This window comes from Lysobacter panacisoli (assembly GCF_009765165.1).
Taxonomy (GTDB): domain Bacteria; phylum Pseudomonadota; class Gammaproteobacteria; order Xanthomonadales; family Xanthomonadaceae; genus Lysobacter_J; species Lysobacter_J panacisoli.
Genome location: NZ_VLNU01000001.1, coordinates 1,375,587 through 1,400,921, shown reverse-complemented (window position 1 = coordinate 1,400,921; position 25,335 = coordinate 1,375,587). Strand labels below are relative to the sequence as shown.

General features: G+C 69.0%; 24 protein-coding genes and 1 tRNA gene. 10 read left to right on the top strand and 15 right to left on the bottom strand.

The window, feature by feature from the left end; translation table 11 throughout:
- Positions 1-29: 29 nt before the first annotated feature.
- The 3 genes from FOF45_RS06710 (at position 30) to folE (ending at position 3,053) form a co-directional block, all read left to right on the top strand.
- Positions 30-776 carry an SDR family oxidoreductase gene (locus tag FOF45_RS06710; RefSeq protein WP_158983251.1) on the top strand — a complete coding sequence of 249 codons (747 nt, stop codon included), beginning with the start codon at positions 30-32 and terminating at the stop codon, positions 774-776.
- A complete protein-coding gene (locus tag FOF45_RS06705) occupies positions 770-2,251 on the top strand; it encodes an efflux transporter outer membrane subunit (RefSeq protein WP_158983249.1) in 1,482 nt (493 codons plus the stop codon). Before FOF45_RS06710 ends, FOF45_RS06705 begins: the two co-directional genes overlap by 7 nt.
- A gap of 211 nt (positions 2,252-2,462) precedes the next feature.
- Entirely contained in the window at positions 2,463-3,053 is a 591-nt protein-coding gene (gene folE, locus FOF45_RS06700; RefSeq protein ID WP_158983247.1) for a GTP cyclohydrolase I FolE, read from the top strand.
- A 209-nt stretch (positions 3,054-3,262) separates the two neighbouring features.
- Here the strand turns inward: folE and FOF45_RS06695 are convergent, their stop codons facing one another.
- The 3 genes from FOF45_RS06695 to gltB form a co-directional block, all read right to left on the bottom strand.
- Positions 3,263-3,604 (bottom strand): endonuclease domain-containing protein, encoded by a 342-nt coding sequence (locus tag FOF45_RS06695; RefSeq protein ID WP_158983246.1) that lies wholly within the window; start codon positions 3,602-3,604, stop codon positions 3,263-3,265.
- Positions 3,605-3,867: 263 nt separating this feature from the next.
- The gene (locus FOF45_RS06690) at positions 3,868-5,349 is read right to left on the bottom strand and encodes an FAD-dependent oxidoreductase (RefSeq protein ID WP_158987295.1); all 1,482 of its coding nucleotides are present in this window, start codon (positions 5,347-5,349) and stop codon (positions 3,868-3,870) included.
- A gap of 5 nt (positions 5,350-5,354) precedes the next feature.
- On the bottom strand, positions 5,355-9,818 hold the full coding sequence (gene gltB / locus FOF45_RS06685) for a glutamate synthase large subunit (RefSeq protein WP_158983244.1): 4,464 nt from the start codon (positions 9,816-9,818) through the stop codon (positions 5,355-5,357).
- Between the two features lie 587 nt (positions 9,819-10,405).
- On the opposite strand from gltB, the gene FOF45_RS06680 reads away from it, so the two are divergent.
- Entirely contained in the window at positions 10,406-11,674 is a 1,269-nt protein-coding gene (locus FOF45_RS06680) for a TCR/Tet family MFS transporter (protein ID WP_158983242.1), read from the top strand.
- A 38-nt stretch (positions 11,675-11,712) separates the two neighbouring features.
- On the opposite strand, the gene FOF45_RS06675 is transcribed toward FOF45_RS06680, so the two are convergent.
- The 3 genes from FOF45_RS06675 to FOF45_RS06665 are packed head-to-tail and all read right to left on the bottom strand — an operon-like array spanning position 11,713 to position 12,908.
- Complete coding sequence (locus tag FOF45_RS06675; protein ID WP_158983240.1) at positions 11,713-12,150, bottom strand: barstar family protein; 438 nt, start codon at positions 12,148-12,150, stop codon at positions 11,713-11,715.
- A complete protein-coding gene (locus FOF45_RS06670) occupies positions 12,147-12,578 on the bottom strand; it encodes a guanyl-specific ribonuclease (RefSeq protein WP_158983238.1) in 432 nt (143 codons plus the stop codon). Before FOF45_RS06670 ends, FOF45_RS06675 begins: the two co-directional genes overlap by 4 nt.
- Before the next feature lie 33 nt (positions 12,579-12,611).
- Complete coding sequence (locus tag FOF45_RS06665; protein ID WP_158983236.1) at positions 12,612-12,908, bottom strand: I78 family peptidase inhibitor; 297 nt, start codon at positions 12,906-12,908, stop codon at positions 12,612-12,614.
- A 191-nt stretch (positions 12,909-13,099) separates the two neighbouring features.
- On the opposite strand from FOF45_RS06665, the gene FOF45_RS06660 reads away from it, so the two are divergent.
- Both FOF45_RS06660 and FOF45_RS06655 read left to right on the top strand, forming a co-directional pair.
- Positions 13,100-13,723 carry a DUF938 domain-containing protein gene (locus FOF45_RS06660; protein ID WP_158983234.1) on the top strand — a complete coding sequence of 208 codons (624 nt, stop codon included), beginning with the start codon at positions 13,100-13,102 and terminating at the stop codon, positions 13,721-13,723.
- 51 nt (positions 13,724-13,774) lie between these two features.
- Positions 13,775-13,984: a hypothetical protein gene (locus tag FOF45_RS06655; protein WP_158983233.1), complete on the top strand. Its 210-nt coding sequence runs from the start codon at positions 13,775-13,777 to the stop codon at positions 13,982-13,984.
- Position 13,985: 1 nt separating this feature from the next.
- Here the strand turns inward: FOF45_RS06655 and FOF45_RS06650 are convergent, their stop codons facing one another.
- On the bottom strand, positions 13,986-14,579 hold the full coding sequence (locus tag FOF45_RS06650; RefSeq protein ID WP_158983231.1) for an HAD family hydrolase: 594 nt from the start codon (positions 14,577-14,579) through the stop codon (positions 13,986-13,988).
- Between the two features lie 93 nt (positions 14,580-14,672).
- Here FOF45_RS06650 and FOF45_RS06645 point away from each other — a divergent pair, with 93 nt between their 5' ends.
- Entirely contained in the window at positions 14,673-16,019 is a 1,347-nt protein-coding gene (locus FOF45_RS06645) for an APC family permease (protein WP_158983230.1), read from the top strand.
- Here FOF45_RS06645 and FOF45_RS06640 read toward each other — a convergent pair whose 3' ends face one another.
- The 6 genes from FOF45_RS06640 to FOF45_RS06615 form a co-directional block, all read right to left on the bottom strand.
- Positions 16,020-16,658, bottom strand: a complete 639-nt coding sequence (locus tag FOF45_RS06640; protein ID WP_158983228.1) for a DUF2569 domain-containing protein — start codon at positions 16,656-16,658, stop codon at positions 16,020-16,022. It lies immediately after the preceding gene.
- A 60-nt stretch (positions 16,659-16,718) separates the two neighbouring features.
- Entirely contained in the window at positions 16,719-17,891 is a 1,173-nt protein-coding gene (zapE, locus tag FOF45_RS06635) for a cell division protein ZapE (protein WP_158983226.1), read from the bottom strand.
- Positions 17,888-18,577 carry an alpha/beta hydrolase gene (locus FOF45_RS06630; RefSeq protein WP_158983225.1) on the bottom strand — a complete coding sequence of 230 codons (690 nt, stop codon included), beginning with the start codon at positions 18,575-18,577 and terminating at the stop codon, positions 17,888-17,890. Before FOF45_RS06630 ends, zapE begins: the two co-directional genes overlap by 4 nt.
- A gap of 67 nt (positions 18,578-18,644) precedes the next feature.
- Positions 18,645-20,336, bottom strand: a complete 1,692-nt coding sequence (locus tag FOF45_RS06625) for an ExeM/NucH family extracellular endonuclease (RefSeq protein WP_233264071.1) — start codon at positions 20,334-20,336, stop codon at positions 18,645-18,647.
- A 148-nt stretch (positions 20,337-20,484) separates the two neighbouring features.
- Entirely contained in the window at positions 20,485-21,000 is a 516-nt protein-coding gene (locus tag FOF45_RS06620) for a c-type cytochrome (RefSeq protein WP_158983223.1), read from the bottom strand.
- Positions 21,001-21,111: 111 nt separating this feature from the next.
- Positions 21,112-21,188, bottom strand: a tRNA-Arg gene (locus FOF45_RS06615).
- Positions 21,189-21,333: 145 nt separating this feature from the next.
- Between FOF45_RS06615 and ubiA the strand changes: the two genes are divergently transcribed.
- On the top strand, positions 21,334-22,248 hold the full coding sequence (ubiA, locus tag FOF45_RS06610; protein WP_158983221.1) for a 4-hydroxybenzoate octaprenyltransferase: 915 nt from the start codon (positions 21,334-21,336) through the stop codon (positions 22,246-22,248).
- Positions 22,249-22,267: 19 nt separating this feature from the next.
- Here ubiA and FOF45_RS06605 read toward each other — a convergent pair whose 3' ends face one another.
- Positions 22,268-22,819, bottom strand: a complete 552-nt coding sequence (locus tag FOF45_RS06605; RefSeq protein WP_233264070.1) for an HdeD family acid-resistance protein — start codon at positions 22,817-22,819, stop codon at positions 22,268-22,270.
- Between the two features lie 161 nt (positions 22,820-22,980).
- Between FOF45_RS06605 and FOF45_RS06600 the strand changes: the two genes are divergently transcribed.
- Entirely contained in the window at positions 22,981-23,490 is a 510-nt protein-coding gene (locus tag FOF45_RS06600) for a Rid family hydrolase (RefSeq protein ID WP_158983219.1), read from the top strand.
- 6 nt (positions 23,491-23,496) lie between these two features.
- Here the strand turns inward: FOF45_RS06600 and FOF45_RS06595 are convergent, their stop codons facing one another.
- Positions 23,497-24,225, bottom strand: a complete 729-nt coding sequence (locus tag FOF45_RS06595) for a ComF family protein (RefSeq protein ID WP_158983217.1) — start codon at positions 24,223-24,225, stop codon at positions 23,497-23,499.
- 49 nt (positions 24,226-24,274) lie between these two features.
- Here FOF45_RS06595 and bioB point away from each other — a divergent pair, with 49 nt between their 5' ends.
- Positions 24,275-25,333: a biotin synthase BioB gene (gene bioB, locus FOF45_RS06590; RefSeq protein WP_158983216.1), complete on the top strand. Its 1,059-nt coding sequence runs from the start codon at positions 24,275-24,277 to the stop codon at positions 25,331-25,333.
- Positions 25,334-25,335 lie beyond the last annotated feature (2 nt).

Genomic DNA, 25,335 nt, shown 5'->3' with positions numbered 1-25,335 from the left:
AAGGCCGCGCTCCCCCACAGGAGTTGCAGATGTCCATTTCCAACGGTTCCAAGGTCGCCCTCGTCACCGGCGGCACGCGCGGTATCGGTCTGGAGACCGTGCGCCAGCTCGCCCAGGCCGGCGTGCACACGCTGCTGGCCGGTCGCGATCGCGCCAAGGCCGTCGACGCCGCGCTGAAGCTGCAGGCCGAAGGCCTGCCGGTCGAGGCGATCGTTCTCGACGTCACCGACGCGGCCAGCATCGATGCCGCCGCGAAGGAGATCGAACGCAAGCACGGCAGGCTCGACATCCTCGTCAACAACGCCGGCATCATCGCCGAGGACCGCAGCCTGACGAAGCCGTCGCAGCAGTCGCTCGCCGCGTGGCGAGAGACGTTCGACACCAACGTGTTCGGCGTGATCGAAACGACCAAGGCGCTGCTGCCGCTGCTGCAACAGGCGCCGGCCGCGCGCGTGGTCAACGTGTCCAGCCTGCTCGCTTCGCTCGCCGCGCACAGCGAGCCGACATCGCCGATCTACGACTTCAAGATCATCCCCGCCTACAACGCGTCCAAGAGCGCGCTGAATTCGTGGACCGTGCACCTGGCCTATGAACTGCGCGACACGCCGATCAAGGTCAACGCCGTGCATCCGGGCTACGTGAAGACGGACATGAACGCCGGCGAAGGCGAGATCGACATCCCGACCGGCGCCAAGACCAGCGTCGACATGGCCCTGCTTGGCGCCGACGGCGCGAGCGGCGGCTTCGTCTACCTCGGAGAAACCCTGCCATGGTGATCCGCACGCTCACCCTCGGCGTCGCCGCGGCGTTGCTCGCCGCGTGCGCCGTCGGTCCCGACTACGTCCGTCCGAACGCTCCGACGCAGGAGCGGTTCGTCAGCGACGATCCGACCATCACCACCACGACCTCGGCGCAGGCCGGCGAAAGCGTCGCGACCGAAACCGCGCAGCCGCAGGTCGACGCGGAGTTCTGGCGCAGCTTCAACGATCCGCTGCTGACGCGGCTGGTCGAGGAAGCGCTGACCGCGAACCACGACCTGCGCATCGCACTGGCCAGCTACGACCGCGCCAATGCGCTGCTGCGCAACGCCAAGCTCGATCGCTATCCCACGGTCACCGCCAGTGCCACCGCCAGCGATTCGCGCGCCAGCGCGGACCAGGCGCCCGGCGTGCCGCGTGCCGACCGCGACGGCGAGAGCTACAGCGTGCAGGCCGACGTGAGCTGGGAACTCGATCTGTTCGGCCGCGTGCGCCGCAATGTCGAATCGCAGCGTGCCGAAGCCTGGGCCACCGCGTCCGACCTGGACGCGCTGCAGGTCGCCATCGTCGGCGAGGTCGCGCGCAGCTACGTCGAGCTGCGCGGACTGCAGGAACGCCTGCGCGTGGCGCGCGACAACGCGGTCAACCAGGAAGAGACGCTGCGCCTGGTGCAGGCCCGCTTCGACGCCGGTCGCGGCACCGAGTTCGATACCTCGCGCGCCCGCGCCCAGCTCGAAACCACGCGTTCGCGCGTGCCGGCACTGGAAGCGCAGGTCGCGGTGACCATGCATCGCCTCGCCGTGCTCACCGGGCAGACGCCCGATGCGCTGGTCGCCGAACTCAGTCCGCAGCAGCCGCTGCCCGCGCTGCCGTCGCGGCTGGATCCGGGTTCGCCCGGCGAACTGCTGCGCCATCGTCCCGACGTGATCGCCGCCGAGCATCGCCTGCACGCGGCCACCGCACGCATCGGTGTCGCCACCGCCGACCTGTTCCCGCGCTTCACCCTGGGCGGGCTGATCGGCAGCCAGGCCGTGGACACCAGTGCGCTGTTCGAACGCGGCAGCGAGACGCGCTTCGTCGCGCTCGGCATCGACTGGTCGTTCCTCGACATCGGCCGCGTACGTGCGCGCATCGCCGCCGCTGATGCCAATGCCTCCGGCGAGCTGGCGCGCTACCAGCAGTCGGTGCTGCTGGCGCTGGAAGACACCGAGAACGCGCTGGTGCGTTACGCGCGTTCACGCGTGGAAGACCAGCACCTGGAACAGGCCGCGCTCGACAGCGCCACTGCCGCGCGCCTGGCCCGGGTTCGTTACGAAGCGGGCGCGGCGGACCTGTTCGAGGTGCTCGACGCCGAACGCACGCAACTGGTCGCGCAGGAAGCCTTCGCCGACGGCCGCACGCGCAGCGCCAGTTCCGCGGTCGCGCTGTACAAGGCGCTGGCCGGCGGCTGGCCGACCCGGGTGCCGCTGCGCGAGGAAGTCGCTTCGCGCTGACCGCACCGCTCCCCTGCCGGCACCGGCGGCGATACGCACTCCCTCCCCTCAGCGTGTCGTCGCCGGCTGACCGGTCCTTCATCCGATCACTCCGGCAGGCTGCCAGCAGCCGCCTTTCGCGCCGCAGGGCTTCATCCCTCCTTGCGGCGTCTTTTTTTTCCACGAAAGGCCGGGTGGAGTAGCATTCCCGTCCCCCACAGGAGGCCGTGTTATGGCACATGACGACATGCCCACCCGCGACCAGGCCGAGGCCGCCGTGCGCACGCTGCTGCGCTGGGCCGGCGACGATCCGGCGCGCGAAGGCTTGCTCGACACGCCCAAGCGGGTGGCCAAGGCCTACAAGGACTGGTTCAGCGGCTACGGCGAAGACCCGGCCGACTACCTCAAGCGCACCTTCGAGGAAGTCGAGGGCTACGACGAGATGATCGTGCTGCGCGACATCGAGTTCGAAAGCCACTGCGAGCACCACATGGCCCCGATCATCGGCAAGGCCCACGTCGGCTACCTGCCCGATGGCAAGGTGGTCGGCATCAGCAAGCTCGCGCGCGTGGTCGAGACCTACGCCCGCCGCCTGCAGGTGCAGGAGAAGATGACCGCGCAGATCGCGCAGGTGATCCAGGACGTGCTGCAGCCGCGCGGCGTCGGCGTGGTCATCGAGGGCTCACACGAATGTATGACCACGCGCGGCGTGCACAAGCGCGGCGTGAGCATGATCACTTCGAAGATGCTCGGCAGTTTCCGCGAGGACGCGCGTACGCGAGCGGAGTTCCTGCAGTTCATCGATGTGGGGCCGGGGCGGTAGAGCGCGCGCGCTTCTCCACACCCCTCTCCCCGGTCGCCTTCGGCGACCGACCCTCTCCCGCAAGGGGAGAGGGTGGACATAGTCTTTTGGTGAGGTGAAGGAGCGCCATTGGGTTCTCGGGCCTCCGGTATCCCGCGGCGCGATCGCTCCCCCGGTGTTCCCCCTCCCCTTGCGGGAGAGGGACAGGCGCGAAGCGCCAGGGAGAGGGGTTACCGCTCCTGCAGCGCCAACCAGATCGCCTCCAGAACGAACGACGTCCGTGCCAGCACGTCGTCATTCCAGAACCGCAGTACGCTGAAGCCGCGCGCGTTCAACCACGTCGTGCGCCCCTCGTCGTACAACTGCGTATCGAGATGCTGGCTGCCGTCGAGTTCGACGATCACATGCCGCCCGAAGCAGACGAAGTCGACGATGTACGGTCCCAGCGGTTGTTGCCGCTTGAACTTGAAGCCGGCGAAGCGATGCGCCCTGAGCTCGCGCCAGAGTGCCGCTTCGGCATACGTTGGCTGATGCCGCATGCGCTTGGCGTGCGCGAGCGTTCTTGCATGCATGGGTCGTCCTGACGCAGTGCGCGCGAGCTTCGCTCGCGTACCCCTCTCCCGACGCGTTACGCGCGTCGACCTCTCCCGCAAGGGGAGAGGTGGAAAACTACGGGTAGTTCGAACTCGCCACAGTCGGATTTCTGCGCGCTATCGCGTCAGTTGCTGATGCGATCTGTGGTCGCCTGCATGTCGGTCACACTGAAGCAACTCTCATGAGCCCTCTCCCCTTGGGGGAGAGGGACAGGCGCGAAGCGCCAGGGAGAGGGGAACCCTCACCCCAACAGCAACCGCACGATCCCGGCCGCAGCCTCGCGCCCTTCGTAAGCGGCAGTGACCACCAGGTCCGCCCCGCGCACGCCATCGCCGCCGGCGAACACCCGCGGATTCGTCGTCTGGAACGGAAGCGCCGTCGCGTTCGAACGGCGCGACGCACATCCGCCTGAATTCGCCACGCGAATCCGCCCGTTGCCCTCCAGCTCGATGCCGTGCGCCGACAGCCATTGCGGCGGATCGGGCTGGAAACCGAAGGCGATGATCACCACGTCCGCGGCCAGCACCGACTCACTGCCCGGCACGATTTCGGCGTTCTGGCGACCGCGTGCATCGGGTTCGCCCAGGCGCGTTTCGGCCACGCGCACACCGGTCACGCGGTCGTCCTCGCCGAGCAGTGCGAGCGGCTGGCGGTTGAACAGGAACTGCACGCCTTCCTCGCGCGCGTTCGCGACTTCGCGCGCCGAGCCGGGCATGTTGGCTTCGTCGCGACGATAGGCGCAGCTCACGCGCGTCGCGCCCAGGCGCACCGCGCTGCGCACGCAGTCCATGCCGGTGTCGCCGCCGCCGAGCACCACCACGCGCTTGCCGTGCAGGTCGGGCAGGGCGACGCGGTCTTCCCAGCCGGCGATGGGCTTGCCCTGTGCGTCGTCGTCGCCGTGCACCAGTCGTCCGTTGTGGACGAGGAACGGCAAGGCTGGCAGCACGCCGGCGAGGTCCTGTCCCGGCAAGCCGCCGTCGGTGTAGCGGTAACTGCCCAGGCCAAGGAACACCGCATCGAACTGGTCCAGCAGTTCGCCCAGCCCCATGTCGCGGCCGATCTCCACGCCGAGGCGGAATTGCACGCCCATGCCTTCGAGCACGTCGCGGCGCGTGGCCAGCACCGACTTCTCCAGCTTGAAGCTGGGGATGCCGAAGTGCAGCAGGCCGCCGATCTGTTCGTAACGGTCGAACACGACCGCCTCGATCCCCGCGCGCGCGAGCCGGTCAGCACACGACAGGCCCGCCGGGCCCGCGCCGATCACCGCCACGCGCTTGCCGGTTGCCGTCACCTTCGACAGGTCGGGGCGCCAGCCTTCGCCGAGCGCACGGTCGGCGATGTACTTCTCGACCGCGCCGATGGTGACCGCGCCGAAGCCGTCGTTGAGCGTGCAGCTGCCTTCGCACAGGCGATCCTGCGGGCACACGCGGCCGCAGATTTCCGGCAGCGGATTGGTTTCGTGCGCGAGCGCCGCGGCTTCGTGCAGCCGTCCTTCGCGCGCCAGCTCCAGCCAGTTCGGAATGTAGTTGTGCAGCGGGCACTTCCACGCGCAATACGGATTGCCGCAATCCAGGCAACGGCTCGCCTGGTGCTTCGCCTCGGCCTCGCCGAAGCGGCCGTAGAGTTCGCCCCAGTCGCCGCCCTGGCGCAGTTCCAGCGGGATGCGCGTCGGCATCTGCCGGGGCGTCTCGCGGAAAGCGAACACGGGCTTCTTGCTGTCCATCTTGCTCACGCGGCCCTCCGAAGATTCTCCGCCAGCGACTCCAGGCTCGCCGCCTTCGGCTTCACCAGCCAGAACTTGCCGAGGAAGTCGCGCATCTCGTCGAGGATCTTCTTCGCCCACACGCTGCCGGTCAGCTGCACGTGCGTTTCGAGCAGCTCGCGCAGGTGCGAGCGGTGGTTCTCGAAGCCGTCCGAGGCGATGCGCAGGATGTCGATGAGCTCGTGGTTGTAGCGATCGACGAAATCGCGCTCGGTGTCGAGTACGTACGCCATGCCGCCGGTGAAGCCCGCGCCGAAGTTGAGTCCGGTGCGGCCGAGTACAGCGACCACGCCGCCGGTCATGTACTCGCAGCAGTGATCGCCCGCGCCTTCGACCACCGCGGTCGCGCCCGAGTTGCGCACGCCGAAGCGTTCGCCCGCACGGCCGGCCGCATAGAGTTCACCGCCAGTGGCGCCGTACAGGCAGGTGTTGCCGATGATCGGCGTCTCGTGTGCGGTGTAACGCGCGCCCGCCGGCGGACGGATCACGATGCGGCCGCCGGCCATGCCCTTGCCGACGTAGTCGTTCGCCTCGCCATGCAGTTCGAAGTGCAGGCCACCGGCATTGAACGCGCCGAAACTCTGTCCCGCCGTGCCGTCGAAGCGAAGCGAGATCGGTGCGTCGTTCATGCCGCGATCGCCGTGCAGTCGCGCGATGCGGCCCGACAGGCGCGCGCCGATGCTGCGGTCGGTGTTGCGGATCGCATGCGTGTACGCGCCGCCGCGCTTGTCGGCGATGACCTCGGCGAGCTCGACGTCGAGTCGCGCGGCCAGTCCGGTCGGATCGGCCGCGGGCTGCGGCGCGCCGCAGTGACCGCCGTGCGCGAGCCCGCTGCCGGCGAGCAGTGGCGACAGGTCCAGTCCGTGCTGGCGCTCACCGTCGCCGTCGAGCTGGCGCAGAAGGTCGGTGCGTCCGACGATCTCGCCGAGCGTGCGCACGCCCAGCTGCGCGAGCAGGTGGCGCACTTCCTCCGCGAGCAGGCGCAGGAAGTTCTCCACGCGCTCTGGCAATCCGGTGAAATGATCGCGACGCAGCGAGTCGTCCTGCGTGGCCACGCCGGTCGCGCAGTTGTTGAGGTGGCAGATGCGCAGGTACTTGCAGCCCAGCGCGATCATCGGCGCGGTGCCGAAACCGAAGCTCTCCGCGCCGAGCAGCGCGGCTTTCACCACGTCGAGCCCGCTCTTCAGGCCGCCATCGGTCTGAAGGATCACCCGATCGCGCAGGTCGTTGGCGACCAGCGCCTGGCGCGCTTCGGACAACCCGAGTTCCCACGGCGTGCCGGCGTAGCGGATCGAGGAGATCGGACTCGCGCCGGTGCCGCCGTCGTGGCCGGAGACGGTGATCAGGTCGGCGCCCGCCTTCGCCACGCCGGTCGCGATCGTACCCACGCCCGCGTGCGAGACCAGCTTCACCGACACCAGCGCCTGCGGATTGACCTGCTTGAGGTCGAAGATCAGCTGCGCGAGGTCTTCGATCGAATAGATGTCATGGTGCGGCGGCGGCGAGATCAGGCCGATGCCCGGCATCGCGTAGCGCAGGCGCGCGATCAGTTCGTTGACCTTGTGGCCCGGCAGCTGTCCGCCTTCGCCGGGCTTGGCGCCCTGCGCGATCTTGATCTGCAGCACTTCGGCGTTGACCAGGTATTCCGGCGTGACGCCAAACCGGCCCGAGGCGATCTGCTTGATCTTCGACACCTTGTCGGTGCCATAGCGCGCTGGATCCTCGCCGCCTTCGCCGGAATTGCTGCGCCCGCCGAGCCGGTTCATCGCGATGGCGAGCGCTTCGTGCGCTTCCGGCGACAGCGCGCCCAGGCTCATCGCGGCCGAGTCGAAACGGCGCACGATCGATTCGACCGGTTCGACGTCGTCGAGCGGGATCGGCGTGGCCGTCGCATCGAGCGCGAGCAGGTCGCGCAGCGCGGCGGTGGGGCGTTCGTTCACCGCTTGCGCGTAACGCAGCCAGTCGCTCCACTCGCCGGTGTTCACCGCGCGCTGGAGGTTCATGACGACGTCGGGATTGAACAGGTGGTACTCGCCGCCCGGCGTGTACTTGAGCAGGCCACCGATGGCGGGCAGGGCGTTGGCATTCCAGGCGTGCCCGGCCAGCTCGCACGCGTCCTCGTGCAGATCGTCGAAACCCGCGCCGCCGATCCGCGAGGGCGTGCCGGCGAAGCACAGCTCCACGACTTCGCGGTCGAGGCCGACGATCTCGAACAGCTGCGCGCCGCGGTAGCTGCCGATGGTGCTGATGCCCATCTTCGAGATGATCTTGAGCAGGCCCTTCTTGATGCCGCGCCGATAGCTGCGGCCGATCTCCGCGACCTGGCCGTGCTTGGTCTTGAGGATGCCGCGCACGCCCAGGTCGTGCAGCGTCTGGTAGGCGAGGTACGGATACACCGCGGTCGCGCCGAAGCCGAGCAGACAAGCGAAGTGGTGCGGATCGCGCGCGGTGCCGGTCTCGATGATCAGGTTGGAATCGCAGCGCAGTCCGGTGCGCACGAGATGCTGGTGCACCGCGCCCGTGGCGAGCAGCGCATGCACCATCAACCGGCCCTGTTCCGGATAGCGGTCGCTGAGCACCAGCAGCACCTTGCCGGCGCGCGTGGCGGCTTCGGCTTGCGCGCAGATGCGTTCGATCGCCGACTTCAGCCCTTCTTCCGGCGCGTAATGCAGGTGGATGAGTTCGTGCGAGTGGTCGTACGGCGACATCGCCAGCATCTGCCGCAGCTTGCGTTGCGACAGCACCGGCGAGTTGAGGTGGATGTGGCTGACGTTGGCGGGACCGTCGACGAAGACGTTGCCTTCGCGGCCGAGCTGCGTCGCCAGCGACATGACGCAGTCTTCGCGCAGCGGATCGATCGGCGGGTTGGTCACCTGCGCGAACGCCTGACGGAACTGGTCGTACAGCGGACGCACCTGCTGGCTCAGCACCGCCATCGGCACGTCGTCGCCCATCGAACCGACCGCTTCCTGCTCGGTCTCCGCGAGCGGGCGCAGCACCTGTTCGCGTTCCTCGCGGGTCAGCTGGAACAGTTTCTGGAAGCGCGTCAGTGTTTCCGCATCGAACGGTTCGGCGGCCAGCGCCGGATCGATCAGTTCGGTCTGCAGGTAGGTCACGCCCTGCTTGAGCCAGCGCTTGTACGGTGCGCGCGCGCGATTGATGCGATCGATGCCGTCGCTGTCGAGCACTTCGCCCAGGTACAGGTCGACCGCGATCATTTCGCCCGGGCCGAGCTTGCCCTTGGCTTCGATCTCTTCGGCCGGGCGTTCCCACACGCCGGCTTCGGAGGCGATCAGGAAATGGCGGTCGCGCGTGCGCATCCAGCGCGCCGGACGCAGGCCGTTGCGATCGAGCGTGCACGCCGCATAGCGACCGTCCACGGTGACGATGCCGGCCGGGCCGTCCCACGGCTCGGTGTTGAGCGCGTAGTACTCGTAGAACGCGGCGAGGTCGGCGTCCTTGTATTCCAGCGACTGCGTCGCCGGCGGGATCAGGATGCGCATCGCCTTGAGCAGGTCCATGCCGCCTGCCTGCAGCAGTTCGAGCATGTTGTCGAGCGATTGCGAATCCGAACCGTCCAGCGTGATGACCGGATCGAACTCGGTCAGGTCCAGGTTCGGCGTGCGCCACACGTGCGCGCGCGCCTGCGCCCAGGCGCGGTTGCCGGAGATGGTGTTGATCTCGCCGTTGTGCGCGAGCAGGCGGAACGGCTGCGCCAGCGGCCAGCGCGGCGTGGTGTTGGTGGAGAAGCGCTGGTGGAACACCACCACGCTCGCGGCGAGGTCCGCGCGCTGCAGGTCGGGATACAGCTGCGCCAGGCGGTCCGGCAGCACCATGCCCTTGTAGCCGATGCTCGCCATCGACAGGCTGACGACGTAGAAGTCGGGCAGGTCGCGCAGCTGTTGTTCCGCGCGACGGCGCGCGAGGAACAGCGAACGCTGGAAGCTGGCCGCGTCGAACGCACCGCCCGGCTTGACGAAGATCTGCTCGATGCGCGGCATCGTCTTCTTCGCCAGCTCACCGCAGGCGGTGGTGTCCACCGGCACCTCGCGCCAGCCGGCGACATCGACTCGTTCGCGTTGCAGCTGCGCGCCGAGTGCATCGCGCGCACGCGCCGCCTCGCCATCGTCGTGCGGCAGGAACACCAGGCCGGAGGCGTAATGCGCGCCGAGTGCGATGCCGGCTTCGCGCGCGAGTGCGCGCAGGAAACCGTCGGGCTGGCGGATCAGCAGGCCGCAGCCGTCGCCGCTCAGGCCGTCGGCGGCGATGCCGCCGCGATGGGTCATCCGTACCAGCGCTTCGATCGCGCGATCGACGATGGCGCGGCTGGGCGCATCGTCGAGCTGGGCGATCAGGCCGAAGCCGCACGCATCCCGCTCGTCGCGGGGGTCGTACAGGCCGACAGGGCGGGGGCGGTACTGCTGCTCCATCGTTACTCCGTCGCGGATTCACCGCTGGGTTTGTCGTGCAATGAAGGACAACGAACCTGGCTTTCCAGGGAATCACGGCGACGGCAAAGACGGTCCGCTTGCGCGGTCCGGCCTGCCTCACCACCTGGTTCCACCGAATAAATCACACTTTGTGCGCTGCGGCAATTTGCGGGCCATCATGCGGGCACACCGCCGGCTGTGTGCGCCTAAGTGTCTGATGAGACTAGGTAAATCAGTCGCCATGCGCGGGCGTTTGGTAACGTCTGAAACCATCGGCGCGATGGGTGCGCGGATGGGCTTTCCCGACCATGCGCGGGGAGACATGGGCCACGTTTGCCTGTCATTCCCGCGATGGCGGGAGTCAGCGCGCGGGCATGACGCCGGCCTCCGGGGAACGTGATGACGACGAAGTTGGATCCCCGCCTTGGGGGATGACGTTGGGCGGAGCGCGCATCCAGTCGCGAAGGCGCGACCCGGTCCCAGTGCGACTCTCCTGCCATGAGGCTGTCAGCGGTAGCGGCCACGGAAGCGGCAGGGCAGGTACGGGGCGCTAAACTTGCCGTCTTCCCGATCGCACCGGGTCTTCCGTGACCGATAACGCTCCCGCCACGGGTGCGCGCCGCCGCGCCGCGCTCGCTTTCATCTTCGTCACCATCCTGATCGACGTGCTGTCGTTCGGACTGATCATCCCGGTGCTGCCGCACCTGATCGAACAGTTCGCCGGCGGCGACACCGCGCATGCGGCGTACTGGGTGGCGGCGTTCGGTTTCCTGTTCGCGGGCATCCAGTTCGTCACCTCGCCGATCCAGGGTGCGCTGTCCGACCGTTTCGGACGCCGGCCGGTGATCCTGATCTCGTGCCTGGGCCTGGGCCTGGACTTCGTGTTCATGGCGCTTGCGCCGTCGCTGGCGTGGCTGCTGGTGGGCCGCATCATTTCGGGCATCACCTCGGCCAGCTTCACCACCGCCAACGCCTATGTCGCCGACGTCACCCCGGCCGACAAGCGCGCCAAGAGCTACGGCTTGCTCGGCGCGGCGTTCGGCGTGGGCTTCATCATCGGTCCACTGATCGGCGGACAGCTCGGCGAGATCGACCTGCGCCTTCCGTTCTGGTTCGCCGCCGGACTGGCGCTGGTGAACTTCTGCTATGGCTGGTTCGTGCTGCCTGAGTCGCTGCCGAAGGAACGCCGCAGCCCGCGCTTCGACTGGTCGCATGCCAATCCGCTGGGTTCGCTGGTGCTGCTCAAGCGCTACCCGCAAGTGTTCGGGCTGGCGGCGGTGGTGTTCATCGCCAACCTCGCGCATTACGTGTATCCGAGCGTGTTCGTGCTGTTCGCCGACTACCAGTACCAGTGGGGCCCGCGCGAGGTCAGCTACGTGCTGGCGATCGTCGGTGTGCTCAACGTGATCGTGCAGGCGGGGCTGGTCGGTCGCGTCGTGCATGCGCTGGGCGAGCGCCGCGCGTTGATCCTCGGCCTGTCCTGCGGCGCGGTCGGTTTCGCGATCTACGGTTTCGCCGACGTGGGCTGGATGTTCCTGATCGGCCTGCCGGTTTCCGCGGTCTGGGGCCTGGCCGCGCCGTCGACGCAGGCGCTGATCACGCGCCAGGTCGGACCGGAAGTGCAGGGCCGCATCCAGGGCGCGCTGATGAGCCTGGTGAGTCTGGCCGGCATCATCGGCCCGGTGGTGTTCGCCGGCAGCTTCGGCTACTTCATCGACCCGCGCGCGCCGGTGCACCTGCCGGGTGCGCCGTTCCTGATCGCGGGCGTACTGCTCGCGGTGGCGGTGGGCATCGCGTGGCGGTTCGCGCGCGCGCCGCAGGCCGAGGCACCGGTGGGTGCGGCAGAGGCGAGGTAAGCGCAGCCTTTTCCCGATGGGAGAAGGCGACGTGCCGCTCAGTCCTCCAGCGCGGTCAGCTGGTCGCCGGGGAAGGGCAGCAGCGCCCAGAACGCCACGTTCTGGCGCGCCCACTCGAACGCTGCTTCGTTGAGGATGTCGAGCAGCGTGTCGAAGTCGCCGCCGTTCGCGCCGCGCCACTGCGCGGCGTTCTCGATGAGGAACAGGTAACCCGGCGCCGGCCACCACGACAGGTCGCGCAGCGTGTCGGCGAGCGCGTCCCAGTTGCCGCCGAACCATTCCGGGAATCGTCCGGCCGTGGCGATGCGCTGCATCAGACCGGCCTTGTCGTCGCAGCCGGTGAGGTCCACGCGCACGATCGCGTAATCGAGCGCGCCCGCGGTTTCCGCCATCGCGCCGGTGTCGCGCTCGTCGATGAAGTACGCACCGCTGTGTTCGGCGTCGGCGAGGATCGAACGCAGGTCCGCGGCGTTCATCGGCGTGCCTGCGTGGATGGCACGTCGAAGCGGCGGAAGCTCGCGTAGTGATCGGACGTGTACCAGTACTCCACCGGTGGATCGCCGCCGATGACGATGCGACGCGGGCCGCGATCGCCCGATCCCGGCGTGGGCACGGTGTATTCGCGGTAGTAACCGCGCGCCTGCGGCGGCAGGCGGCCTTCGCGGTTCTGGAACACGCTGCCGTCCTGCCGGTACGGATGCGCCGCGCCGCTGGCGATGCGGTCGAGCACGTCGTGCGCTTCGACTGGCAGGAAGGCCGGATACGCCGATGCCGGTGCGCGCGCGGACTCGCTCGCGACGGGCACCGGCGGCTCGTGCAGTTCGCCGTCGCCCGAACGCTTCGTCCACAGCCACAGGCCGAGCAGGACGACGACCGCGATCAGTCCGAGGTGGCGACGGCGCATGGCGTTATCCGGAGTAAGGACTCATATCGAGGATCAGCCGCAACGGATGCCGGTGATCGCGCCGCGGTCGTTGACGTCGACGTTGACGCGGTCCTGGCGGAAATCCATCGTCGCGGCCTGGCCCGGACGCAGCACGCGCGCGTCGCGGCTGCCGGTATCGCGCAGGACGCGGTTGACGACGTCGTCGTTGACCGCCGAGCCGATCGCCCAGCGAGCGCCTTCGGCATTGCACACGCCGCTCGGCGCCTGCGGTCCGCCCGCGGCCGGCGGCGTGGTGGTGCAGGCGGCGAGCGAGACGGCGAGGGCGGCGAAGCAGAGGCGACGGATCATGGGGGAACTCCTGTTCGTGGACGGGGGCACCGTGCGCCCGCGGCCGTGTGTGGGGCGTAAAGGTCGGCGCGAGGATACCGGAAGGTGGTGGCGGACAATGTGTCGGCCACTGGCGAATCCCGACCTGTCGTCATCGGCGACGACCGCGATCAAGCCATGAGTGAAACCATCGCCTGCGCTACAGTCGCGCCATGCAAGAGCGCCCGTACTCGCCGTCCTGCGACCGCAACCGCGATCCCATCCTCGCCGTGTTGAAACGCCATTTCGCGGATCGTCGCGAGGTGCTCGAAGTCGGCAGCGGAACCGGACAGCACGCCATCCACTTCGCCGCTGCGATGCCGTGGCTGCGCTGGCAATGCAGCGATCGCGCCGAGTCGCTGCCGGGCATCCGCGCGTGGCTCGACGCCGCCGCGCTCGACAACACGCCGACACCGGTCGCGCTCGATGTCGCGCAAGGGCCGTGGCCGCGCTCGTCGACGGCGGACGGGCGCTTCGATGCGGTATTCAGCGCCAACACGCTGCACATCATGGGCTGGGCCGAAGTGGAGTTGTTCTTCGCCGGACTCGATGGCGTGCTGGCCGACGACGCGACACTCGTCGTGTACGGCCCGTTCAACTACGGCGGTGCGTATACCAGCGACAGCAACCGCGACTTCGACGGCTGGCTGAAGGCGCGCGATCCACGATCCGCGATCCGCGACTTCGAAGCCGTGGACCGCCTGGCCGCTTCGATCGGACTCACGCGGGTGGACGACATCGAAATGCCCGCCAACAACCGCAGCCTGGTGTGGCGGCGCGGGGCGACGCCGCGTTGACGCCGCGGCGCTAGAGTCGGCGTGCCCTTCCGGCCGCACGAGGCGACGCGCATGGCACACAAGGTCATCTTCCACCTGCCCCGGCGCGAGCTGGGTCGCGAGGACATCGAATTCGTCGTCGAGCGCGATGGACGCCGCTTCGGCACGCTGCTGGTGTCGAAAGGCGCTATCGAGTGGCGGCCGACCAACAAGGTCTACCGGCGCAAGCTCAACTGGGTGCGCTTCGATCAGTTGATGCGCAGCACCGGACGTCCCGTCTGATTCACGCGGCGACCTGCCAGCGGTAAACGCGATGGTGTGCGAGTTCGAGCAGCTCGCGATCTTCCGGCGTGTCGCCGTAGGCGTGGATCGCCGCGAAACGCGAGAGGTCGTAACGCTCGCGCACCAGACGCGCCTTCTCGGCGCCGACGCACTGCGCGCCACGATAGCGCCCGGTGAGCACGCCGTCGCGCGCTTCCAGCGATGAACACAGCAGGTCCAGCCCGTGCTGCGCGCACCAGTGCCGCAGGTACGCGTCGAAGCCGCCCGACACGACCACGACGGTGTCGCCGCGTGCGCGATGCCATGCGATGCGTTCCATTGCTTCCGGTCGAAGCAGCCCGGGCAGGATCTCCGTCGCGAATCGTTCGCCGATTGCCGCCACCTCGCGTTCGGAACGCCCGCGGAACACGAAGTCGGAGATGCGCGCGCGCACCGTCACGCCACTGACCCAGCCGAGCCGATAGCCGACGACCCACGGCGCCAGAACGAGCCGGCCACGGGTCATCCGCTGCGGCGACACCGCGGCGCGGACGAAATCGGGGAAGGTCTCGCGCGTGGTGATGGTGCCGTCGAAATCGAACAAGGCCAGGTTCATGGGGTCTCGTGTGTCGGGCGGGCGCACAGCTTAGACAGCGCGGGCGGCGATATGCGAACCTCGCCGCATCACCGCCGCCACGACGACACGCCCATGAGGGACGACCGCAGCGCCACCGATCGTCCGTTGCGGGGAGATGCGGCGCTGGTGCGCGCGCTGGGGCCGTTCCAGCTTGGTGCGTCGATCGTCAACATCATCGTCGGCGCCGGCATCTTCATGCTGCCGGCGCTGCTGGCCGCGCGCATGGGGCCCAGCGCACCGCTGGCGTTCATCGCAGGCGCGGTCGCGATCGTGCCGATCGCGCTGTGCTTCGCCGCGGTCGGCAGTCGCGCTGCGGCGACCGGTGGTCCGTATACCTATGTCGGCGCGGGATTCGGCCCGTTCGCCGGATTCCTCACCGGCGCGTTGATGTGGGTCTGCAACGTCACCTCCAGCGCGGGCGTGGCCGCGGCGCTGGCCGGGCAGCTCGCGCAGGCGTTTCCCGCGCTCGCGTCGCCGACCGCACGCGCACTGCTGATCGCAACGGCGTACGGCGCGCTGTTCGCGCTCAATGCGTTCGGCGTGAAGCTCGGCGCGCGCGCGATCGTCGCGCTGGCCGCGCTCAAGCTCACGCCGTTGTTCCTGCTCGCCACGCTGGGGTTGTTCTTCGTCGACTGGACGCAGGTGAGTTTCGACTGGCGCGCGGTGCCGTCGTGGGATGCGCTGGGCGCATCGCTGGTGCTGGTGGTGTTCGCGTACGCGGGCATGGAAACCGCGCTGGTGCCTTCGGGCGAAGTGCGCGATCCCGCGCGCCATGTGCCGCGCGCGACCCTCGGCGCGATCCTGATCGTGGTGCTGCTCTACGTCGGCATCCAGGCGGTGTGTCAGGGAACCCTCGGCGCGGACCTCGCCGACAGCGCCACGCCGCTGGCCGATGCGGCAGACACGGCCTGGGCGCCGGGACGCACGCTGCTGCTGGCGACGGCGTGCGTGTCGATGCTCGGATTCCTGATGGGCAACCTGTTCTCGTCCTCGCGCCTGCTGTTCGCGTTGGGGCGCGACGGATTCCTTCCGCGGGCGTTCGGTGTGGTCGATGCGCGTCACCGCGTGCCGATGCTGGGCCTGTTCGCGCACGCCGGCATCGCGCTGGCGCTCGCGGTGGTGGGCAGTTTCGAGACGATGGCGCTGATCTCCGGCGGCGCGATCTGCCTGGTGTTCGCCGCCGTCGCCGCCGCGGCGTGGCGCACGCAGCGCATGGACCTGCGCGGCCACGGCGATCCGCTGGTGCTGCCGGGCGGGCCGCTCGTGCCGCTGCTGGCGATCGCGACGATGGCCGCCATCCTGGCCACGCTCAACGTGCAGCAGTGGCTTGCCATCGCGCTGTCGCTGACCGCGCTGGTCGTGATCTACGCCGTGCTCGCGGCGCTACGCGGACGCAGCGCGCGACGTTCGGTGGTGTGATCAGGACGCGGCGTCGTCGGCTGCGGGTGCGGCATCCCAGCGTGGTTCAAGGCGCCCGGTCGCCCGTCGTTCGACCGCGCGTTGGCCGACGAAAGTGTTGCGCACGCGCTTGGACACCAGCAGGTACGGAATCCAGATCGCGGCCGCGAAGATGGCGCGGACCAGCGCGGTGACGGAAGGGCCTATTTCCTGGGCCACCACCGGAACCTGCATGCCGATCAGCAGGTCGGTTCCCAGGAAGAGCACGCTGGCCACGTACAGGGCGATCATGCCGCGCGGGAACCAGCGCGACTTGGTGAACAACAACACCAGCATCACCAGCGCGGACAGCGCAAAGGCGCTGTTGCCGATCAGCTCGAACATCAGCAGCGGCCCCATCAACGGGTGGTAGTACGCGGCGCCCGGCGTGGTGAACGCATCCCAGTTGCCGTTGCCGAGCATGCGGGTCGTCGTGGCCACGATCAGCAGGTTGGACAGGACCGTCACCACCAGCCCGATGGTCATCAGGATCAGCCAGCCGCCGATCCCCTCCGGTCCCGCGTTGCGTTCTTGCGGCGACTGCGCGAACACCAGCGGTTCGTCGCCCAGTTGCAGGCCGCCACGCGTGGATTGCGGCGCCTGGTACGGATTCTCCGACATGACCTTGCCCCCTCAAGGTTCGTGCGAAGCCTCGACGATACCGCGAAGGGGCAGGCGCGGTCAGCCCCGGTGTTCGAGCGCCAGGTACTCGGCCGACTGCATCTCGATCAGGCGTGAAGCGGTGCGCTCGAACGCATGCGCGAGCTTCTTGCCGGTGTACAGCTGCGGCGGCGCGGCGGCGGCGGTGCAGACCAGGTTGACGTGGCGATCGTAGAGTTCGTCGATCAGGTGCACGAAGCGCCGCGCGGGATCGTCGTTGCCGCCGTCGAAGAACGGAATGCCGCCGACCAGCACGGTGTGGCATTCGGTGGCGATCTCGATGTAGTCGCTGGCCGCGCGCGGGCCTTCGCACAGTGCAGCGAAATCGAACCACGCATGGCCTTCGGCGAGCGCGCGCACCGGGATCTCGCGACCGTCGATGACCAGCGGGCCTGCCTCGCGCGGGCAGGTCGCGGTGAGTTCGTGCCAGCGTTCGGACAACCATGCATCGGAACCGGCGTCGAGTGGCGTGCGGTACACGGGCGAACGCGTCAGCGCGCGCAGGCGGTAGTCCTGCACACTGTCGAGGTACAGCACCTTGCAATGCTTCTCGATCTGCCCGATCGCCGGCAGGAAGCCGGCGCGCTGCAGGCCGTCCTTGTAGAGGTTCTTCGGCTCGGTGTTGGAGGTGGTGACCAGCACCACGCCTTCGGCGAACAGGCGTTCCATCAAGCGGCCCAGCAGCATCGCATCGCCGATGTCGTTGACGAAGAACTCGTCGAGCACCAGCACGCGCAACGTGCTGCCCCACTCGCGCGCGATCGTCGCCAGCGGATCGCTCTGCCCGGCGTGCGCACGCAGCTGCGCATGCACTTCGCGCATGAAGCGGTGGAAGTGCGTGCGGCGCTTGCCACCGGCGACAAGCGCCGGTTCTCCATCGCTGCGACCTGCCGTCGCAACATCTTGCATGGGAAGCGCGTCGTAGAACAGATCGATCAGGAACGTCTTGCCGCGACCGACGCCGCCCCACAGGTACAGGCCCAGCGGCGCCTGCGGCTTCTTCCCGAACAGGCCGTCGAACAGGCCACGGCGCGGCGGATCGAGCAGCGCCGCGTGGATGCGGTCGAGCTCGCGCAGCGCGGGGCGTTGCGCGGGATCTTCGTTCCAGTCGCCGCGCGCGACGCCGGCGGCGTACCGCGCGGACGGAGCGTCTTGCGTGGAAACGCCGGATGTGGGTTCGCGCGGAGCACTCATGCGTCTTGCGCGATCTCGGGCGGCAGGTACGGCTTCACGCCGTTCTTGATCGCGCCGCGCAGGTCCATCAGGCGGCGATGGAAGAAGTGGCTGGTGTCGGGCATCTTCACCAGCTCAGGCGGCTGGCGCAGGTCCTTGAGGCTGTCGAGCCATGCGTACACGGCCTGCGGGTCGACGATCTCGTCGGCCTCGCCCTGGATCACCAGCCACGGGCATTCGGGCGCGGCGATGGTGCTGAAGTCCCAGTTACGGCCCGCCGCGGGCGGCGCGATCGAGATCAGCATCGCCGGATGCAGTTCCGGTGCGCACTTGAGCGTGATGTACGAGCCGAAGCTGAAACCGGCCAGCCACAGCTTCGCGCCGGGACGTTCGCGTCGCACCCACGCCGCGACCGCGCGCAGGTCGTCGGCTTCGCCGCGGCCGTGGTCGAAGCTGCCGCTGGATTCGCCGGTGCCGCGGAAGTTGAAGCGCACCGTCGCGATGCCCGACTCGCGCAGCGCGCGCGCGGCCATCGTCACGACCTTGTTGTGCATGGTGCCGCCGTCGGTCGGCAGCGGATGGCAGACGATCGCGACCGCGTTGCGGACCGGCGCCTCGGCGGCTTCGACGATCGTCTCCAGCTTGCCGGCCGGTCCGTCGAGCATCAGCGCGGCGGTGGGTTCGGTGGGGAAGGCGGGGCTGTTCATGCGGCCATGATACGGGCCGGCGGATTCAGGCCGGGTAATTCGCGCGTTCGTTGCGGATTCACCGCGCTCAGCGCCCGCGCAGGTCGAAGCCGAGCACCAGCGGATCATGGTCCGAGCTGCGCCACGGGCCCTCGCCGCCAGCGCGATAGCCGGAGGACTCGGGTTCGTCGGCGTTGCTGTGCCATTCGGCCGCACCGCGCAGGCGCGCCGCCAGGGCCGGGCTGAGCAGGGCGTGGTCGAGCCGGCCGAGCTGGCCGTCGTAGACATAGCTGTAGGGCGTTTCGATGCCCGCCGCCACGAACGCGTCGCGCCAACCCGCCTCGACCAGCGTCCGCACCGGCGCTTCGTGCGCGTAGGCGTTGAGGTCGCCGACGATCAGCACGCGCGCGTCGCCGCGCTGCAGCGTCCGCGCCCAGCGGTCGAGCAGTCGCGCCGATTCCACGCGCGTGGCGTTCCAGCACGAAGCGCCGTCGCGCTGGTCGCGGTCCGCGCCTTCCGCGCCGGTGCAGCCCTTCGACTTGAAGTGGTTGGCGACGACGACGAAGGCCGCACCGTCGTTGCGTCCGTCGCGGATCGGCACGAACGCCTGCGCCAGCGGTACGCGGCTGTGCGGACCGAACGGTGCCTGTTCCAGCGTCGCCGGCTTGCCCTGCGCGAGCACGCGATCGTCGCGATAGATCAGGCCGACCCGGATCGCGTTGTCGCCCGGACCCTGGCCCGCATCGACGAAGCGCCAGCGACCGCCGCCGTCGTTGAGCGCCGCGACCAGCGTGGCGACGCTGGACTGCGGGCCGTAGCCGTCGTTCTCGATCTCCATCAGCGAGACCACGTCGGCATCGAGCGCGCGGATCGTGGCGACGTGCTTGGCGAGCTGCGCGGCCAGTTCCGCGGGCGTGCGTGCGCCGCGCAGCGTGGGGAATCCACCACCGCGACCGTCGCCGTTGAACAGGTTTTCCAGGTTGAGTGCGGCGATGCGCAGATCGCCGGCGACCTGCGGCGGTGTGGGGCGCGTGGCGGGCTGCAGTGTCGGCTGCGCGGTCAGCAACAGGCGACGTTGCGCGGCGTCGGGATCGACCACGCCGGTCGCGCCGTCGAGGCGACTGCCGCTGCGTGCATGCGCGATGGCGTCGGGCCAGGGCATTGTGTCCGAGGCTTCGAGCCACAGCGTGCGCTGTGCATTGGTGGCGGCGATGGCCTTGGCTTCGCCGCTGCCTGGCGTGGCGCGCTCGCTCGGCTGCCACGCGCGTTCGCCGAGACTGGTCATCACGCGGGCATGTTTGGCGAGATCCCCGTTGTCCGCGAGCCACACCGGTGCGTCGATGCGCACCTGCATGTTTTCCAGACGTTCCCAGTCGGCCGGTGCGCTGTCGAGCCCGACCGCCGTCGGCGTCGCGTCGCCGAGGCGTCGGACCTGCGGCTGCTCCAGCGAGGTGCGCGTCCCGCGACCGGCGTCGAGTTCGGCGACGGTGCCATGCACGCGGACGCGTTCGCCGACCTGCGCGGACAATGCGGCATCGCGCACGAACAGCGCATCGGACGTGGCGGGATCGCCGTCGCCGGCGTCCTGCACGAACCAGCCGTCGGCGACGCGTGCAGTGACGATGCCTTCGACGGTCACGGCATTGCCGACCATCGCGCTGCGCGCATCGCGACCCTGCACGTTGCCGATCGAGGTCACGGTGTCGGCAGGCCGCAGCGAGGCGCAGCCGAGCAGCAGGCAGGGCGCGAGCAGGGATGCGGTTCGCAGAAGACGGGTCATCGCGCGGTCGCCTTGGGAAAGGCGCGCATTATCACGGGCGACGATGGCATCCGCCTGTCACGGCCCGGTGTTCCGGAACCCGGAAACAACGACCGGAAACGACGACGCCGCCCGGAGGCGGCGTCGCGATGCGGCAGGACTGCGGGCCTTACTTCAGGTTGGCCAGCATCCAGTCGACCGTGGCGATGACCTGCTCATCGGTCAGGGCCGGGTTGCCGCCCTTCGCGGGCATCACGCCGGCAGTGCCGGTGAAGCCTTCGATGGCGTGCTTGTGCAGGGTCTCGGTGCCCTTGGGCAGGCGGTCGGCCCAGTGGGCCTTGTCCAGCGTGGGAGCGCCGCCGGCGCCGGAGGTGTGGCAGCCGGTGCACAGGTTGTTGAAGATCACCGAGCCGTCGGTGGTGCCGCCGTAGGCGACCTGCGAGGCGGCCTTCGCGGCAGCGGCGGCCGAAGCGGCCTGCTGGGCGGCGGCGCCGGTGCTGCCGGCGTAGACCGCACCGACCGGAGCGATGCGCTCCTGGGTGAGTCGCGCGGCGGTCGGATTGACCTCGGCCGGCAACTGGCCGTGCACGTAGATCGCCGCGACGATCAGGCCGACGGTGACCAGCATCAGGAAGCCGATCACCATCGAGAATTTCTTCAGGAATTCAAGGTCGTAATTGCGCACAAACCCACCTATGGCGCACCCGCAGGGGCACGCGAAGCCATCGACAAACGACCGCCCAACGACGATCGCGCGCCAGTATAAGGGTCCAATCCCGCCCCAGGGGTGCGGGAATGGCGCGCCCGGAGGGATTCGAACCCCCGACCAATGGCTTCGGAAGCCACTACTCTATCCGGCTGAGCTACGGGCGCCTGGCTGAGATCCCGTCGTTACGGCCTGATCTTGCGATCACGCCGCATCGCGCGGGGCTGGCATTCTAGCGGCAAATGCCCGGCGGCGTGATGCCGCCCCTTGTCGAATCCCCCCGCGGCGCCGGCCGACCGAGTTCCTTGCGACATGAGTTACGAACGTTTCGAAACCCCCGTGGCCGCACCGTGGAAGGCGCGATTGGCCCTGTATTGGCAGCTCGCGCGCGGCGACCGGCCGATCGGCTGGCTGCTGCTGCTGTGGCCGACCTGGTGGGGTCTGTGGCTGGCCGCGGAGGGCATGCCGCCGCTGTGGACGCTGTTCGTGTTTTCCGCGGGCGTGTGGCTGACGCGCTCGGCCGGCTGCGTGATCAACGACTACGCCGACCGCTGGCTCGATCCGCACGTCGAGCGTACCAAGGGCCGCCCGCTCGCCACCGGCGCGGTGCGCGGACGCGAAGCGCTGGTCCTGTTCGGTGTGCTGATGCTGGCGGCTTTCGCGCTGGTGCTCACGCTCAACCGGCTGACCGTACTGATGAGCTTCATCGGCGTCGTGCTGGCGGCCAGCTATCCGTACCTCAAGCGCTACACGCATCTGCCGCAGGTCTACCTGGGCCTGGCTTTCGGCTGGGGCATCCCGATGGCGTTCGCGGCGGTGCGCGGTGAGGTTCCGGCGATCGCGTGGCTGCTGTACGCGGCCAACATCGTCTGGTCCACCGCCTACGACACCTGGTACGCGATGGTCGACCGCGAGGACGACCTGCGCATGGGCAGCAAGTCCACCGCGATCCTGTTCGGCGAGATGGACCTCATCGCGCAGGGCGTGCTCTACGCGCTGTTCTTCGTCGCGCTGGTGCTGGTCGGCCAACGTGCGGACATGGGCGCGTACTACTGGGCCGGGCTGGGCGTGGCGGCGGTGCTGGTGGCGTACGAATTCGTCATTGCGCGCGGACGCGACCGCGCGGCCTGCTTCCGCGCATTCCTGCACAACCACTGGGTCGGGCTGGTGGTGTTCGCGGGCATCGCCGTGGACCTGGCGATGCGTCCGCAGGTGGCGGTCGCGTAGCCCTGCTTCGTCGCGACGGCTACATCGCCTTCGCCAGCCGGCGCAGGCGGAAGCCGGCGACGATCTGCAGCACGCCGTAAAACAGCGCACCCAGGCCGACCCATAGCGCCACCGTCACCAGGCCCGCGGCCGGTGACATCACGAACAGCACGCCCAGCGCGATCGCCAGCGCGCCGCTCAGCGCGATCATCCATTCGCCGGTGATTTCCTTGCGGATGCGGATCGCCAGCACGATGCGGTAGATGCCGGCGACGATCAGCCACGCGGCGAGGAACAGCAGCAGGAAGCCTGCCGTCGCGAGCGGATTGGTCACGGCGAGGATGCCGAAGGCGATCGAAGCGAAGGCATACAGTGCCAGCCATCCTTTCGACACCGCGATGTCGCTGCGGAACAGCGCGATCGCGCTGAGGATGCCCTCGGCCAGTGCCATCACGCCGAAGGCCCAGGCCAGCGCCACCGCTGTCCGGGCGGGCGCGACGAACGCGATGAGCGCGAACAGCACCGCGACCACGCCGTAGAGGACCAGCACCCACCAGCTTCGTCCCAGACTCGCGAACAGACCCGTGCGCACGGCAACCTCCCTGGCTCGATGAACGCTGCAAGCGCAGGGTGGAGACGCGCCGGTCGCCGCGACGTGAAGGCGAGGTGGAGGAAGCACCCCCGACCAACCGCACGGGTCCGATCACGCCCGGCGTGCTGCAATCGCGCGCTGATCCGCGTCGGAGAACCGCCATGCGTCGTTCCTGCCTGTCGCTCGTCCTGCTCTGCGCCGCTGCCGCTGTCCATGCCCAGGACACGCCGCCCACCCGAGAACATTTCGCACCGAAGGGGTGGGAAGGCTCGTACCACGGCATCCACTACACGCCGGTGCTGCGCGTCGGCGACCGCGTGATCGTCTCCGGCATCCCCGCCATCGAAGGCAAGACCGATGAGGAAAAGATCCGCTGGGCCTTCCAGCAGATGCAGGCGCACCTGGAAAAGGCCGGCGCGACGATGGCCGATGTGGTCGAGCTGCAGAGCTTCCATGTCGCGCAGGACCACGATGAGTTCCGACGTCGCGTGGAACCGGTGCTGAAGGTGCATCGGGAATTCTTCAAGGATCACTATCCGGCGTGGACGGCCGTCGGTACCACGGCGCTGTTCTCCAAGGACGCGCCGATGGAAATCCGCGCCGAAGCGGTGATCGGCTCCGGTGCGCGTCCGCGCGCAGACATTCCGGCGCCGCCGCCGCGCCAGCCCTGATCGCGTTCATGGCACGCGCGCGCAGACCCATGCGTCCACGCGCGCCACGCCGGCCCGGCGCAGTGTCGTCGCGGCGGCCTGCAGGGTCGCGCCGGTGGTCATGACGTCGTCGACGATGGCGACGTGCGCGGGCAGTTCGACCGCGGCGCGCACCGCGAACGCGCCGCGCAGGTTGCGCCGCCGGGCGGCTGCGTCGAGCCGCGACTGCGGCGCGGTATGGCGCACGCGGTGCAGGAGGTCGTCGCGCAGCGGCAGGGAGAGGTCGCGCGCGAGCACGCGGGCCAGCTCCAGCGCCTGGTCGTAGCCGCGCCGGCGCAGGCGCGCGCGATGCAGCGGCAACGGGAGCAGCGCCTGCGGTCGATCCGCATCGGCCAGAGCCGTCGCCATCAGCGTGCCCAGCAGGCGCAGGCCGGCGAGGTCGCCGTGGAACTTGGCGCGCGGCAGCAGGCGATCCAGCGGCGCGCGGTAGACGAAGGCGGCCCGTGTCGCGACCTGCGGGGGTGGGCGGCGCAGGCATTCGCCGCAGGCGATTGCCGCCGCCGGTAGCGGCAGGGCGCAACGAAGGCAGGCGTTGCGCAGGAATGGCAGACCGTGGTGGCAGGTAGCGCACAGATCGATGGCGTTGTCGCCACGTTCGCCGCAGATCAGGCAATGGCAGGGCAGCAACCGCGTCAGCCAGCGGCCCCGGCTGCTGTCAACTCCATGCGTAGGTGTTTGGTTGACAGGGTCGGGCATGGTTTCCAGACTGCCCGGCCTGTCCCGCCGCAAACGTCGGAAATCCCCCATGACTGCTGTCAGCCAGACCCCCGCCACCGAGTCGCGCCACGACTGGTCGCGCGTCGAAGTCCGCGCCCTGTTCGATCTGCCCTTCCCCGTGCTGCTGCACCGCGCCGGCGAGGTCCACCGCGCCCACTTCGATCCGTCCGAAGTCCAGGTCAGCACGCTGCTGTCGATCAAGACCGGCGGCTGCCCCGAGGATTGCGGCTACTGTCCGCAGGCCGCGCGCTACCACACGGGCGTGGAGGCGACCAAGCTGATGAGCACCGACGACGTGCTGGAGAAGGCCCGCCAGGCCAAGGCCGCCGGTGCGTCGCGCTTCTGCATGGGCGCGGCGTGGCGCTCGCCGAAGGACCGCGACATCCCGAAGGTCGCAGCGATGATCTCGGAAGTTAAGGCGCTGGGCCTGGAGACATGCGCGACCCTGGGCATGCTCTCGGGCGACCAGGCGCGCGCGCTGCGCGAGGCCGGGCTGGACTACTACAACCACAACCTCGACACCGCCCCGGAGTTCTACAACCAGATCATCCACACCCGCGAGGTGCAGGACCGGCTGGACACGCTGTCGCACGTGCGCGACGCCGGCATGAAGACCTGCTGCGGCGGCATCGTCGGCATGGGCGAGAGCCGCGACCAGCGCGCCGGCCTGCTGCAGACGCTGGCGAACCTGCCGGCACACCCGGATTCGGTGCCGATCAACCGGCTGGTGCAGGTCGAAGGCACGCCGCTGGCCGGCACGGCCGAGCTGGACCCCTTCGAATTTGTGCGCACCATCGCAGTTGCACGGCTGTTGATGCCGCGTTCGATGGTCCGTCTGTCCGCCGGCCGCGAGTCGATGAGCGACGAGTTGCAGGCGCTTTGCTTCCTCGCCGGGGCGAATTCCATCTTCTACGGCGAGAAATTGCTGACGACCGGTAATCCCGACACCGAACGCGATATGGCATTGTTTGCACGACTTGGCCTGAAACCGATGCAGGCCGTCGAACAGGGGACCACCGTGCACGCCGATATCGTCGCCACCGACGCAGCTTCCGACTGCTGCGCCCACTCGAGCTGCGCGGCCTGAGT